This window comes from Pseudomonas paraglycinae (genome assembly GCF_021601625.1).
GTDB classification, from domain to species: domain Bacteria; phylum Pseudomonadota; class Gammaproteobacteria; order Pseudomonadales; family Pseudomonadaceae; genus Aquipseudomonas; species Aquipseudomonas paraglycinae.
The window spans coordinates 320,551-333,612 of record NZ_BQHR01000003.1 but is presented as its reverse complement, the minus strand read 5'-3'; the positions used below and the strand labels follow the sequence as shown (position 1 = coordinate 333,612).

Below are 13,062 nucleotides of genomic sequence, written 5' to 3'. Positions count from 1 at the left end.
TTAACTATAATCGCCCGTCAAACGGCCTCCCGTCGCCGATCCTCCCGCGGACACCGGGCAAACTTCGCCCGGTAGCTGCGGGTGAAATACGACGGTGATTCAAACCCGCAGGCGATGCTGACTTCCAGCACGCTCATGTCGGTCTGGCGCAACAGCTGTCGGGCCTTTTCCAGTCTCAAGCGCAGATAGAAATTGCTCGGCGTGTCGTTCAGGTGCAGGCGAAACAGGCGCTCCAGTTGCCGACGCGTCACCTTGATCGATTCCGCCAGTTCCAGAGTGGTCAGCGGAGGTTCGCTGTGCTGCTCCATCTCGCCAATCACATGCACCAGCTTCTTGTTGCTGATGCCGTAGCGCGTGGCGACCTCCATGCGCTGGTGGTCCTTGCGCGGACGAATCCGCCCCAATACAAACTGCTCGCTGACCTGGATCGCCAGTTGCGGGCCGTGGGCCTGGGCGATCAGGTCGAGCATCAGGTCGATGGACGCGGTACCGCCGGCAGAAGTGATGCGCCGACGGTCGATCTCGAACAGCTCCTGGGTGACGCTGAGCTGTGGATAAGATTCCTTGAAGGCGTCGATGGCTTCCCAGTGCAGGGTCAAGCGATGACCATCGAGCAGGCCCGCTTCGGCGAGGACGAAGCTGCCGGTGTCGATGGCGCCGAGGGTCACGCCTTCGTTGTCCAGCCGTCGCAGCCAGTGCTCCAGCGCCGGTGTGGCGAATTTCAACGGTTCGAAACCGGCGACCACCAGCAGCGTCGCCCCTTTCTTCAGCGGCTCCAGCGCGGCATCGGCGTTGACCGACATCCCGTTGCTCGCCAGCACCGCCCCGCCATCGGCGCTCAAGACGTGCCAGCGGTACAGCTCGCCGCGAAAGCGGTTGGCCACCCGCAGCGGTTCGATTGCCGAGATGAAACCGATGGCGGAAAAACCCGGCATCAACAGAAAGTAGAAATCCTGGGACATGGCGCGCACTCGGTCAGCGGGTAGCGTGCAACGTTGATACGCCAGTTGTCGGCGGCATTCAAGAGCACAGGTCGCTGCAGTGCAAGAGCTGGTCGCCGCTGTGCGTTTTTGCGGGGGCATTGCTGCGTAATTTGAGCATCACCGGCACGACAGATGCCGGAACCCACAATAACGACCTGCCGAGGAACCCGACATGAAACGACTGATCAGCAGCTGTGTTCTCGCACTCAGCGGTACCGCGTTTTTAAGCGCCAGTGTCATGGCGGCCGATTCCGCATCGTGTCAGAACGTGCGCATGGGCGTGGTGAACTGGACCGACGTGATCGCCACCAGTGCCATGGCCCAGGTTCTGCTCGACGGCCTCGGCTACAGCACCAAACAGACCAGCGCCTCTCAGCAAATCGTCTTCGCCGGTATACGCGACCAGCGCCTGGATCTGTTCCTCGGCTACTGGAACCCGCTGATGACCCAGACCATCACCCCGTTCGTCGACGCCAATCAGGTCAAGGTGCTTGAAGCGCCAAGCCTCAAGGACGCCCGCGCCACTCTCGCCGTGCCGACCTACCTGGCGGACAAGGGCCTGAAAACCTTCGCCGACATCGCCAAGTTCGAGAAAGAACTGGGCGGCAAGATCTACGGCATCGAGCCAGGCTCGGGCGCCAACACCCAGATCAAGGCAATGATCGCCAAGAACCAGTTTGGCCTCGGCAAGTTCCAGCTCGTGGAATCCAGCGAGGCCGGCATGCTCGCCGCCGTCGATCGCGCAGTGCGCCGCAAGGAAGCCGTGGTGTTCTTCGGCTGGGCACCGCACCCGATGAACGTCAACGTGCAGATGACTTATCTGACCGGCAGCGACGACGCCCTCGGCCCGAATGAAGGTATGGCCACCGTATGGACCGTGACCGCGCCGAAATACGCCGAACAATGCCCGAACGTCAGTCGCCTGCTGAGCAACCTGACGTTCACCGCCGAAGACGAGAGCCGGATGATGCAGCCGCTGCTCGATCACAAGGACGCTTTCGAATCGGCCAAGCAATGGCTCAAGGATCACCCGCAGGACAAACAGCGCTGGCTCGAAGGCGTCACCACCTTCGATGGCAAACCGGCGGCTGAAAACCTCCAGCTCACCAGCAAATAAACCGCAACGAACGAACCACTTCGCAGCCCGCCACGGGCTGCGAACAGACCCATCACGCCTGAAGGAAAACGCACCATGAACCACGACGTCATCATCACCTGCGCACTCACCGGTGCTGGCGACACGACCGCCAAGAGCCCTCACGTGCCGGTCACCCCGAAACAGATCGCCGCAGCTGCGGTGGAAGCGGCCAAGGCCGGCGCCACGGTCGTGCACTGCCACGTCCGTGACCCGCAGACCGGCAAGTTCAGCCGTGACGTGGCGCTGTACCGCGAAGTCATGGAGCGCATCCGCGAAGCCGACGTCGACATCATCGTCAACCTCACCGCCGGCATGGGTGGCGACCTGGAAATCGGCCCGGGCGAGAACCCGATGGAGTTCGGCCCGAACACTGATCTGGTCGGCCCGCTGACCCGCCTCGCCCACGTCGAAGAACTGCTGCCAGAAATCTGCACCCTGGATTGCGGCACCCTGAACTTCGGCGACGGCGACACCATTTACGTCTCCACCCCGGCGCAACTGCGCGCCGGCGCCAAACGCATCACCGAGCTGGGCGTGAAGGCGGAGCTGGAGATTTTCGACACCGGCCACCTGTGGTTCGCCAAACAGATGATCAAGGAAGGCCTGCTCGACAATCCGCTGTTCCAGCTGTGCCTGGGCATCCCGTGGGGCGCGCCGGCCGACACCACCACCATGAAAGCCATGGTCGACAACCTGCCCGCCGATGCGGTGTGGGCCGGGTTCGGCATCGGCCGGATGCAGATGCCGATGGCCGCGCAAGCGGTGCTGCTCGGCGGCAACGTGCGAGTCGGTCTGGAAGACAACCTGTGGCTGGACAAAGGCGTGCTGGCGACCAACGGCCAACTGGTCGAACGCGCCACTGAGATCCTCAGCCGCCTCGGCGCCCGCGTGCTGACCCCGGCTGAAGGTCGCAAGAAAATGGGCCTGACCCAGCGCGGCTGAAATCACCCTTTCCCCCGGTGGGCGGGCCATTGACGCCCACCGTTTTTTTGCCTCATTCCAGGAAGTGACCATGAGCTTTATCACCGAAATCAAAACCTTCGCAGCACTGGGCAGCGGCGTCATCGGCAGCGGCTGGGTCGCCCGCTCCCTCGCCCACGGCCTCGACGTGGTGGCCTGGGACCCGGCGCCGGGTGCCGAAGCGGCGCTGCGCAAACGCGTGGCCAACGCCTGGGGTGCGCTGGAGAAAAACGGTCTGGCGCCGGGCGCTTCACAGGATCGCCTGCGCTTTGTCGCGACCATTGAAGAATGCGTGCGCGATGCGGACTTCATCCAGGAAAGCGCCCCGGAACGCCTCGAACTGAAACTGGAGCTGCACAGCAAAATCAGCGCGGCGGCCAAGCCGAATGCATTGATCGGTTCCAGCACTTCCGGCCTGCTGCCGAGCGAATTCTACGAGAGCTCGACCCACCCGGAACGCTGCGTGGTCGGTCACCCGTTCAACCCGGTTTACCTGCTGCCACTGGTGGAAGTGGTCGGCGGCAAGAACACCGCGCCGGAAGCGGTTCAAGCGGCGATGAAAGTCTACGAATCCCTCGGCATGCGCCCGCTGCATGTGCGCAAGGAAGTGCCGGGCTTCATCGCCGACCGCCTGCTCGAAGCGCTGTGGCGCGAGGCGCTGCATCTGGTCAACGACGGCGTGGCGACCACCGGTGAAATCGACGATGCAATCCGCTTTGGCGCCGGTCTGCGCTGGTCGTTCATGGGTACGTTCTTGACCTACACACTGGCCGGTGGCGATGCCGGTATGCGCCACTTCATGTCGCAGTTCGGCCCGGCGCTGCAACTGCCATGGACATACCTGCCGGCACCGGAACTGACCGACAAGTTGATCGACGATGTGGTGGATGGCACCAGCGATCAACTGGGTCGGCACAGTATTTCGGCGCTGGAGCGCTATCGTGATGATTGCTTGCTGGCGGTGCTTGAGGCGGTGAAGACCACCAAAGAAAAGCATGGAATGAGTTTCAGCGAGTGATGTGTCTGGCTTGAGACCGCTGCCCTCACCCTAACCCTCCCGAAACGTCGGACCGCCCAAGGGGAGAGGGGACTGACCGCGGTGAATGTACGAGCTACGCCGACCTGAAAATCCCAAGTCGAACTCAGCTCTCGAAAAGCTTGAAGATCGGCTCCCTTTCCCCCTCTCCCTGAGGGAGAGGGCTGGGGTGAGGGGGTAGCTTTTGATCTTGAACACCAACTTCCAGCGGAACCCAATCATGCCCACCCTCACCACCTACCAAACCCGCATCATCCCCGACTGGGTCGACTACAACGGCCACCTGCGCGACGCCTTCTATCTGCTGATTTTCAGCTACGCCACCGACGCCCTGATGGATCGTCTTGGCATGGACAGCAACAACCGCGAAGCCAGCGGTCACTCGCTGTTCACCCTCGAACTGCACCTCAATTACCTGCACGAAGTGAAGCTCGACGCCGAAGTCGAAGTGCGCACGCAGATCATCGGCCACGATCAGAAACGCCTGCACCTCTATCACAGCCTGCACCTGGCCGGCGGTGACAAGGAGCTGGCCGGCAACGAACAGATGCTGTTGCACGTCGACCTCGCCGGGCCGCGCTCCGCACCATTTACCCCGGACACCCTGGGCCGTCTGCAAGCCATCGTCGCCGAGCAGGCCGACCTGCCCGCCCCGGCTTACATCGGCCGGGTCATCGCCCTGCCCCCAGCCCGGTAAACTCATCCATCGCAAGGAGCCACTATGCACACCGCCGCTGCAGTTGCCGATTTCCGTACTTATCCGTTGATCAGCGCGCTGAACGGCGTGCAGAACCTGGCGGATCGCGTCCTGATCGAATGGGCCGACGGGCGCGTCAGCCCGTTCCACCACGTGTGGCTGCGGGACAACTGTCCGTGTCCGCACTGCGTCTACAGCGTCACCCGCGAGCAGGTGTTCGAGATCGTCGATGCGACGCAGGATCTGTCGCCCTCCGCCGCGCACATCGACACCGATGGCTGCCTGCGCATCGACTGGCAGGACGGCCACCTCAGCCGCTTCGATGCCGGCTGGCTGCGGGCCCACGCCTACGATGATGAATCGCGCACCGAACGCCTCGCCTCCAAGCCGAAACCCTTCCTGTGGCGCAGCGATTTGCAGTTGCCGGTGTTCGACTACTCAGCCCTGATGAACGACAACGCCGCGTTGCTGCAATGGTTGCTGGCAGTACGCGATATCGGTCTGACTCAGGTGCGTGGCGCGCCCACCGAACCCGGCTCGCTGAAGCTGATCGCCCAGCGCATTTCGTTCATCCGCGAGAGCAACTTCGGCGTGCTGTTCAACGTGCAATCCAAGGCCGATGCCGACAGCAATGCCTACACCGCTTTCAACCTGCCATTGCACACGGATCTGCCGACCCGCGAGCTGCAACCGGGGCTGCAATTTCTGCATTGTCTGGTGAACGACGCCGAGGGTGGCGAGAGCATTTTCGTCGACGGTTTTGCGATTGCCGAAGCGTTGCGTCAGGAAGACCCCGCGTCGTTTCAGGCGCTGTGCGAGATCCCGGTGGAGTTTCGCAACAAGGACCGCCACAGCGATTATCGCTGCCTGGCGCCGATCATCGCCCCGGACGCGTTGGGCCGGGTCGCAGAAATCCGCATGGCCAACTTTCTGCGCGGGGCGTTCGACACGTCTGTGGAGCAAATGCCCTTGCTGTATCGCGCTTACCGGCGCTTCATCGCCATGACCCGCGAGCCACGTTTCCGGGTCATGCAACGACTCAATCCGGGCGAGCTGTGGTGCTTCGACAACCGCCGCACCCTGCACGCGCGCAATGCGTTCGACCCGACCACCGGGGCCCGGCATTTCCAGGGCTGCTACATCGACCGAGACGAGTTGCTGTCGCGGATTCTGGTGTTGCAACGCTAGACCGCATCATCGTAATTCGCAGGCAAAAAAAGCCCCGATACAAGCCGTGACAGGATCGGGGCGAGGGTACTGTTGAGGAGCTGCCGTGGCGAGGGTGACCAAACCTTCGTGAAGCAAGCTGAGGCCAGTGTGCCCACTCCCCTTGACGGCGAGTTAGCCGAAAACGACCTGTTCATAGTTGTCGCGGCCACTGCGACAAATCGCCCTTGCCGTGCCTGGGCAGGCCTACCAGAATCGAGCCACGACCTCCGTTGCCGAAGAAGGATTCGCGTCATGATGTATGCCGATTTGATCGATCAGGAAGACCTGTTGGGCCAGCTCAAGTCGTTGGGATTCGAAGTACCGTCGGGCTCCACTGCCCAGCAGGCCTGCGAGTGCGCGGTGCGGGGTCTGGACGATGTGCGGGCCAACACGCTGCGCACCATGGTCAAGCAGATGTACACCAGCAGCGCGAGCATTCAGCCGACCGTGCGCGAAGCCATCGACAAGCAGTTGCTGCCGGCCCTGGCGCAGTATCAGCAAACCCGCGCCTGACATCTGACCGAAAAAAAGATCGCAGCCTGCGACAGTGCCCTTCCTGAAGGCGCTGTCGCAGGCTGCGATCTTTCGTTTTAGAGGCGCACGCTGGCGAAGGTCGACTCGTTGCGTGCCTGGCTCAACGCCGACATCGGCCCGGACAACGGCGACATCACGATGGCCTGCGGCAGCGGCATCATCGCCACCTGCTGGGTGGTGTTGGAGCCGACGCGCTCGTCACGCGGCGGAATGCCGAAGTATTCGCGGTAGCACTTGGAGAAGTGCGGTGTCGACACGAACCCGCAGACCGACGCCACTTCGATGATCGACATCGGCGTCTGCTTCAGCAGTTGTCGCGCGCGGATCAGGCGCAGCTTGAGGTAGTAGCGCGACGGCGAGCAATGCAGGTATTTCTGGAACAGGCGCTCGAGCTGACGACGGGACACGGCGACGTACACCGCCAGTTCGTCGAGGTCGATCGGCTCTTCCAGGTTGGCTTCCATCAGCGCGACGATTTCCTGCAATTTCGGCTGGTTGGTGCCGAGCATGTGCTTGAGCGGCACACGCTGGTGATCCTGCTCGTTGCGGATACGTTCGTAGACGAACATTTCCGAGATCGCGGCGGACAGTTCACGGCCGTGATCGCGGCTGATCAGGTGCAGCATCATGTCCAGCGGCGCGGTGCCGCCGGAGCTGGTGAAACGGTTACGGTCGAGGGTGAACAGCCGGGTGCTCATCGCAACGCGCGGGAAAGCTTCCTGCATCGCCGCCAGACATTCCCAGTGCACGCTGCAATCGAAGCCGTCGAGCAGGCCGGCGCAGGCCAGGGCCCAGCTGCCGGTGCACACGGCGCCGAGGCGACGGGACTGACGCGCCTGGCTTTGCAGCCACGAGACGTGTTCACGGGTAACGGTGCGCTGAATGCCGATCCCGCCGCACACGATAACGGTGTCGAGGGCCGGGGCTTTGTGCATGGAGGCGTCGGGGGTGATCTGCAGACCGTCACTGGCCCAGACCTGGCCGCCATCGACAGTGAGGGTGGTCCAGCGATACAGCTCGCGACCGGACAACTGGTTGGCCATGCGCAGGGGTTCGACTGCGGATGCCAGGGAAATCAGCGTGAAATTGTCCAGCAGCAGAAAGCCGATGGATTGAGGCGCACGGTTCTGGGGTTGAGCCCCGGAGTTGAACGACGTCATCGCGGTATCTCCTCACACAAAGCGGGTGATGGCCTCAGGCGGAGGCTCTTGTTATTGCCATCGTTCTCTTGCGTGAGACGGGCTTTGTTATGACAGAGCAATTGCCATGCCTAAAATTGAATGGCTGTTCAATAACTCCTGAAAACGACGTCGCGACGCGTCTATACAAGCGCTCCAACGAGAGGTAATTCGAAGTGCCATCAGCGGCCGCGAAAGCCCTGCCCCGGAGCGTGTGAGCAAATCGGTAGCACTTGTGGGAACTGGCCTGCGCGCGATTGTCCTACAGTGTCACCGCAGGCACGGGTGACGGACGGTAGCGCCTGCAAATCAGGCGCTGGAGGTGGGAAAGACTCTTATCTGATAGCGACGCGCCAAAAGGTGGCGCGTTTTATTGCCAATGCTCACTTGGTGCGCAGTTTTGACTGGTCCGAGGTTATCGAAGGAATCAGCATTCAACCGCGCTGACCGCCAACCCGCCCCGCGATGTCTCTTTATATTTGTCATGCATGTCGGCGCCGGTATCGCGCATGGTGCGGATCACCCGGTCCAGCGAAATAAAATGCTGACCGTCCCCACGCAAGGCCATCTGCGCCGCGTTGATCGCCTTCACCGCCGCAATCGCATTGCGCTCGATGCACGGCACTTGCACCAGGCCACCCACCGGATCGCAGGTCAGACCGAGGTTGTGTTCCAGGCCGATTTCCGCCGCGTTGCACAACTGCTCAGGGCTCGCACCGAGGATTTCCGCCAGCCCTGCCGCCGCCATTGCGCAGGCCGAACCGACTTCACCCTGACAGCCGACTTCAGCGCCGGAAATCGAAGCGTTCTTCTTGCACAGAATCCCCACCGCCGCCGCCCCGAGGAAGTAATCGACCACGTTGGCGTCGGTCACCGCCTCGCTGAATTTCATGAAGTAATGCAGCACCGCCGGAATGATCCCCGCCGCGCCATTGGTGGGCGCCGTTACCATGCGTCCGCCAGCAGCGTTTTCCTCGTTCACCGCCAGGGCGAACAGGTTGACCCACTCCATCGCGCTGAGGGTCGAGCCGATCACATTGGGCTTGTTCAATTCCTGAAGACTGCGGTGCAACTTCGCCGCGCGGCGGCGCACGTTGAGGCCGCCGGGCAGGATGCCTTCGTGCTTGAGGCCCTGCTCGACGCAATCCTGCATCGCCCGCCAGAGTTTCATCAGGCCGGCGCGGATTTCCTCTTCGCTGCGCCAGACCTTCTCGTTGGCCATCATCAGTTCGGCCACGCGCAGGTTGTGGGTCTTGCACAGTTCCAGCAATTCCACCGCGCTGGAAAAATCGTAAGGCAACTCGGTGCGATCCAGATCCACCACACCGCTGGAGGCTTGCGCCTCGTCCACCACAAAACCGCCGCCGACCGAATAGTAGGTGTCGCGATGCAGCTCGCCGTGATCGCCTTCGGCAACCAGGGTCATGGCGTTGGGGTGGAACGGCAGGTTCTCGTCGATCAGGCGCATGTCGCGGCCCCATATAAAGGGCACCGACAAACGACCGTCGAGCAACAGCGTGTGGGTTTCACGCAAGGCCTGGATCCGCGGGCCGATCTGCGACGGGTCGATCGCGTCCGGCCACTCGCCCATCAGGCCCATGATCACCGCGTTGTCGCTGCCGTGACCGACCCCGGTGGCCGACAGCGAACCGAACAGCTGCACCTCGATGCGGCGCACCTGCTCCAGTAGATGTTTGTCGCGCAACGACTCGACGAACAGGGCCGCGGCGCGCATGGGCCCGACGGTGTGGGAACTGGAAGGGCCAATGCCGATTTTGAACAGGTCGAAAACGCTGATAGCCATTGCTGCAGAGCTCCTGAGAGTGCCGGTCCGGGGCGTGAAGCGCCCGCTGGCGGAGCTGCTACGCTCAAGCTGCGATCCGCCGGAATGCCCGCATCATCGGGCTTTTCCCGGGTCGTTCGGCGTCTGACACCGACGTACTCATGCCCACTAACGCCGTGCCGGTTTCAGCCCGTGTTTTCGCCGTTTTTATGCGGTTCAGATGGCCAGACAGGGCAGAAAAAAGCTGTAAACGACGTCACTGACACTGGATGCGACCATCCCTGTACTGGATACGACGCACCCTGTAGGCGTCAGATTTTCACTGGTACATGATCGTATCGACTCGATTGCAAGGCGCTGCGGTAGAGCTGTCTCCAGAACGCCATCCAACCGCAACCCATAAGTGCGGTGGTCCAATCGGAACACTGCCAAAAAAAACACCAAGGAGTCCATTCATGAAAGGTTCCCCGTCGTTGTTGTTGGCCGCCATGCTGAGTCTGCCGTTACTGGCTCAAGCCGCAGAACCGGCGCAGTGCAGTACCGTGAACTTCTCCGATGTCGGCTGGACCGACATCACCGCGACAACCGCCACCACCTCCGTCGTGCTTCAGGCCCTCGGCTACAAGACCAAGACCACCATGATTTCCGTCCCCGTGACCTACAAGTCGCTGGCCGACGGCAAGAACATGGACGTGTTCCTCGGCAACTGGATGCCGACCATGGAAAACGACATCAAGGCCTACCGCGACGCCGGCACCGTGGAAACCGTGCGCACCAACCTCAAGGGCGCCAAGTACACCCTCGCCGTTCCGCAAGCCTTGTATGACAAGGGTCTGCACGACTTCGCCGACATCGCCAAATTCAAGAAAGAACTCGACGGCAAGATCTACGGGATCGAGCCGGGCAACGACGGCAACCGTCTGATCCAGAGCATGATCGACAAGAACGCCTTCGGCCTGAAAGACGCCGGCTTCAAGGTCGTCGAATCCAGCGAGGCGGGCATGCTGTCGCAGGTCGACCGCGCGCAGAAACGCGACACCGCCGTGGTGTTCCTCGGCTGGGCGCCGCACCCGATGAACAAGCGCTTCAAGATTCAGTACCTGACCGGCGGCGATGACTTCTTCGGCCCGGATTTCGGCGCCGCCACCGTGGCGACCAACACCCGCAAGGGCTACGCCGAGGAATGCAGCAACGTAGGCCAGCTGCTGAAAAACCTGGAGTTCACCGTCGACATGGAAAGCGAACTGATGGGCAACATCCTGGACGACAAGATGAAGCCTGACGCGGCCGCCAAGGCCTGGCTGAAAAAGAATCCACAGGTGCTCGATACCTGGCTCGCTGGCGTGACCACCATTGACGGTAAACCTGGCCTGGAGGCCGTGAAAGCCAAGATTGCCCAGTAATCGCTTATGCCGGGCGGGCTAGTCCCGTCCGGGCTGTTTATTTCCTTGCATGCGGACGTTCACTACCATGCTGATTGATCAGAAAATCCCTTTAGGCCAGTACATCGCGGGCTTCGTTGAATGGTTGACGCAACACGGCGCCAACACCTTCGACGCAATCGCCGTGACACTGGAAACGATGATCCACGGCGTGACGTTTGCGCTGACCTGGTTCAACCCGCTGGTGCTGATCGGCCTCATCGCCCTGCTGGCCCACTTCATTCAACGCAAATGGGGCCTGACCGCGTTCGTGGTAGCCTCCTTTCTGCTGATCCTCAACCTGGGGTACTGGCAGGAAACCATGGAAACCCTCGCCCAGGTCATGTTCGCGACCCTGGTCTGCGTGGTCATTGGCGTGCCGCTGGGCATCGTCGCCGCGCACAAACCGATGTTCTACACTTTGATGAGGCCGGTACTCGATCTGATGCAGACCGTACCGACCTTCGTTTACCTCATTCCTACCCTGACCCTCTTCGGGCTGGGTGTGGTGCCGGGCCTGATCTCGACGGTGGTGTTCGCCATCGCCGCGCCGATCCGCCTGACCTACCTGGGCATCCGCGATGTCCCGCAAGAACTGATGGACGCCGGCAAGGCCTTCGGCTGCTCGCGTCGCCAACTGCTTTCACGGATCGAACTGCCTCACGCCATGCCGAGCATCGCGGCCGGCATCACCCAGTGCATCATGCTGTCGCTGTCGATGGTGGTGATCGCGGCACTGGTGGGCGCCGACGGACTCGGCAAACCGGTGGTCAACGCACTGAACACTGCTGATATCGCCCTGGGCTTCGAAGCGGGCCTGGCGATCGTACTGCTGGCGATCATGCTCGACCGTATCTGCAAACAACCCGACGCCAAAGTAGGGGGTGACGCATGAGCATAATTCGCTTCGATAACGTTGACGTGATCTTCACCAGGGATCCGCGCGAAGCACTGAAACTTCTCGATCAAGGCCTGACCCGCAGTGAGATCCTGAAAAAGACCGGGCAGATCGTTGGCGTTGAAAAGGCCAGCCTGGACATCAACAAAGGCGAAATCTGCGTGCTGATGGGCCTCTCCGGCTCCGGCAAGTCGAGCCTGCTGCGCTGCATCAACGGCCTCAACACCGTGAGCCGCGGCAAGCTGTTCGTCGAACACGAAGGCAAGCAGATCGACATCGCCTCCTGCACCCCGGCCGAGCTGAAAATGATGCGCACCAAACGCATCGCCATGGTGTTCCAGAAGTTCGCTCTGATGCCGTGGCTGACGGTGCGCGAGAACATCAGTTTCGGTCTGGAAATGCAGGGTCGCCCGGAGAAGGAACGGCGCAAGCTGGTCGATGAAAAACTCGAACTGGTGGGCCTGACCCAATGGCGCAACAAGAAGCCCGACGAGCTGTCCGGCGGCATGCAGCAGCGTGTCGGCCTGGCCCGCGCGCTGGCGATGGACGCCGACATTCTGCTGATGGACGAACCGTTCTCGGCCCTCGACCCGCTGATCCGTCAGGGCCTGCAGGATGAACTGCTGGAACTGCAACGCAAGCTGAGCAAGACCATCGTGTTCGTGAGCCACGACCTCGACGAGGCGCTGAAACTCGGTAGCCGCATCGCGATCATGAAAGACGGCCGGATCATCCAGTACAGCGTGCCGGAAGAGATCGTGCTCAACCCGGCGGACGATTACGTGCGCACCTTCGTCGCCCACACCAACCCGCTGAACGTGCTGTGCGGTCGCAGCCTGATGCGCACCCTGGACAACTGCAAACGCATCAACGGTTCAGTGTGCCTGGATCCGGGTGGCGACTCGTGGCTGGATCTGGCCGAAGGCAACACCATCAAGGGTGCGCGGCAGAACGGTTCGGTGCTGAACCTGCAGAACTGGGCACCGGGGCAAGCCGTGGAAGGGCTGGAGCGCAAACCGACGCTGGTGGACTCGAACATCGGCATGCGCGACGCCTTGCAGATCCGTTACCAGACCGGCAACAAACTGGTGCTGCACGACAACAACCATGTGGTGGGGATTCTTGGGGACAGCGAGCTGTATCACGCGCTGCTCGGCAAGAACCTGGGGTAAGGCGGGATGAAAAAAAGGGATCGCGGTGAGCGATCCCTTTTTTATTGGGTCAG

The 13,062-nt window shown here is 61.8% G+C and carries 12 protein-coding genes; 9 read left to right on the top strand and 3 right to left on the bottom strand.

The window, feature by feature from the left end; translation table 11 throughout:
* Nucleotides 1-17: 17 nt before the first annotated feature.
* Nucleotides 18-962 (bottom strand): GlxA family transcriptional regulator, encoded by a 945-nt coding sequence (locus L6D82_RS06175; RefSeq protein WP_011336294.1) that lies wholly within the window; start codon nucleotides 960-962, stop codon nucleotides 18-20.
* Nucleotides 963-1,155: 193 nt separating this feature from the next.
* Between L6D82_RS06175 and choX the strand changes: the two genes are divergently transcribed.
* From choX to L6D82_RS06145, 6 genes are all read left to right on the top strand, one after another.
* Complete coding sequence (choX, locus tag L6D82_RS06170; protein WP_007959767.1) at nucleotides 1,156-2,100, top strand: choline ABC transporter substrate-binding protein; 945 nt, start codon at nucleotides 1,156-1,158, stop codon at nucleotides 2,098-2,100.
* A gap of 75 nt (nucleotides 2,101-2,175) precedes the next feature.
* Nucleotides 2,176-3,063 (top strand): 3-dehydrocarnitine:acetyl-CoA trimethylamine transferase CdhC, encoded by an 888-nt coding sequence (cdhC, locus tag L6D82_RS06165; protein WP_064380223.1) that lies wholly within the window; start codon nucleotides 2,176-2,178, stop codon nucleotides 3,061-3,063.
* A 70-nt stretch (nucleotides 3,064-3,133) separates the two neighbouring features.
* Nucleotides 3,134-4,099 carry an L-carnitine dehydrogenase gene (locus tag L6D82_RS06160; protein ID WP_236188369.1) on the top strand — a complete coding sequence of 322 codons (966 nt, stop codon included), beginning with the start codon at nucleotides 3,134-3,136 and terminating at the stop codon, nucleotides 4,097-4,099.
* Nucleotides 4,100-4,337: 238 nt separating this feature from the next.
* Nucleotides 4,338-4,814 carry a thioesterase family protein gene (locus L6D82_RS06155; RefSeq protein WP_064380221.1) on the top strand — a complete coding sequence of 159 codons (477 nt, stop codon included), beginning with the start codon at nucleotides 4,338-4,340 and terminating at the stop codon, nucleotides 4,812-4,814.
* A gap of 24 nt (nucleotides 4,815-4,838) precedes the next feature.
* Nucleotides 4,839-6,002 carry a gamma-butyrobetaine dioxygenase gene (locus tag L6D82_RS06150; protein ID WP_236188368.1) on the top strand — a complete coding sequence of 388 codons (1,164 nt, stop codon included), beginning with the start codon at nucleotides 4,839-4,841 and terminating at the stop codon, nucleotides 6,000-6,002.
* Nucleotides 6,003-6,275: 273 nt separating this feature from the next.
* Nucleotides 6,276-6,536: a hypothetical protein gene (locus tag L6D82_RS06145; RefSeq protein ID WP_007959758.1), complete on the top strand. Its 261-nt coding sequence runs from the start codon at nucleotides 6,276-6,278 to the stop codon at nucleotides 6,534-6,536.
* Nucleotides 6,537-6,613: 77 nt separating this feature from the next.
* Here L6D82_RS06145 and gbdR read toward each other — a convergent pair whose 3' ends face one another.
* Both gbdR and L6D82_RS06135 read right to left on the bottom strand, forming a co-directional pair.
* A complete protein-coding gene (gene gbdR / locus L6D82_RS06140) occupies nucleotides 6,614-7,717 on the bottom strand; it encodes a choline metabolism transcriptional regulator GbdR (RefSeq protein WP_011336300.1) in 1,104 nt (367 codons plus the stop codon).
* Nucleotides 7,718-8,162: 445 nt separating this feature from the next.
* Nucleotides 8,163-9,539: an L-serine ammonia-lyase gene (locus L6D82_RS06135; RefSeq protein WP_007959754.1), complete on the bottom strand. Its 1,377-nt coding sequence runs from the start codon at nucleotides 9,537-9,539 to the stop codon at nucleotides 8,163-8,165.
* 434 nt (nucleotides 9,540-9,973) lie between these two features.
* Here L6D82_RS06135 and L6D82_RS06130 point away from each other — a divergent pair, with 434 nt between their 5' ends.
* The 3 genes from L6D82_RS06130 (at nucleotide 9,974) to choV (ending at nucleotide 13,009) form a co-directional block, all read left to right on the top strand.
* Nucleotides 9,974-10,921, top strand: coding sequence for a choline ABC transporter substrate-binding protein (locus L6D82_RS06130; protein WP_085746647.1), 948 nt, complete (start codon nucleotides 9,974-9,976; stop codon nucleotides 10,919-10,921).
* Nucleotides 10,922-10,988: 67 nt separating this feature from the next.
* Nucleotides 10,989-11,834 carry a choline ABC transporter permease subunit gene (gene choW / locus L6D82_RS06125; protein WP_007959749.1) on the top strand — a complete coding sequence of 282 codons (846 nt, stop codon included), beginning with the start codon at nucleotides 10,989-10,991 and terminating at the stop codon, nucleotides 11,832-11,834.
* On the top strand, nucleotides 11,831-13,009 hold the full coding sequence (choV, locus tag L6D82_RS06120; protein WP_085746648.1) for a choline ABC transporter ATP-binding protein: 1,179 nt from the start codon (nucleotides 11,831-11,833) through the stop codon (nucleotides 13,007-13,009). The genes choW and choV overlap by 4 nt, the downstream gene beginning before the upstream one ends.
* Nucleotides 13,010-13,062: the final 53 nt, after the last annotated feature.

Coding starts and splice junctions, on each gene's coding strand:
- L6D82_RS06135 (WP_007959754.1), bottom strand. CDS start 9,539: ATGGCTATCAGCGTTTTCGACCTGTTCAAAATCGGCATTGGCCCTTCC.
- L6D82_RS06155 (WP_064380221.1), top strand. CDS start 4,338: ATGCCCACCCTCACCACCTACCAAACCCGCATCATCCCCGACTGGGTC.
- choX (WP_007959767.1), top strand. CDS start 1,156: ATGAAACGACTGATCAGCAGCTGTGTTCTCGCACTCAGCGGTACCGCG.
- L6D82_RS06150 (WP_236188368.1), top strand. CDS start 4,839: ATGCACACCGCCGCTGCAGTTGCCGATTTCCGTACTTATCCGTTGATC.
- cdhC (WP_064380223.1), top strand. CDS start 2,176: ATGAACCACGACGTCATCATCACCTGCGCACTCACCGGTGCTGGCGAC.
- L6D82_RS06145 (WP_007959758.1), top strand. CDS start 6,276: ATGATGTATGCCGATTTGATCGATCAGGAAGACCTGTTGGGCCAGCTC.
- choV (WP_085746648.1), top strand. CDS start 11,831: ATGAGCATAATTCGCTTCGATAACGTTGACGTGATCTTCACCAGGGAT.
- choW (WP_007959749.1), top strand. CDS start 10,989: ATGCTGATTGATCAGAAAATCCCTTTAGGCCAGTACATCGCGGGCTTC.
- L6D82_RS06130 (WP_085746647.1), top strand. CDS start 9,974: ATGAAAGGTTCCCCGTCGTTGTTGTTGGCCGCCATGCTGAGTCTGCCG.
- gbdR (WP_011336300.1), bottom strand. CDS start 7,717: ATGACGTCGTTCAACTCCGGGGCTCAACCCCAGAACCGTGCGCCTCAA.
- L6D82_RS06160 (WP_236188369.1), top strand. CDS start 3,134: ATGAGCTTTATCACCGAAATCAAAACCTTCGCAGCACTGGGCAGCGGC.
- L6D82_RS06175 (WP_011336294.1), bottom strand. CDS start 962: ATGTCCCAGGATTTCTACTTTCTGTTGATGCCGGGTTTTTCCGCCATC.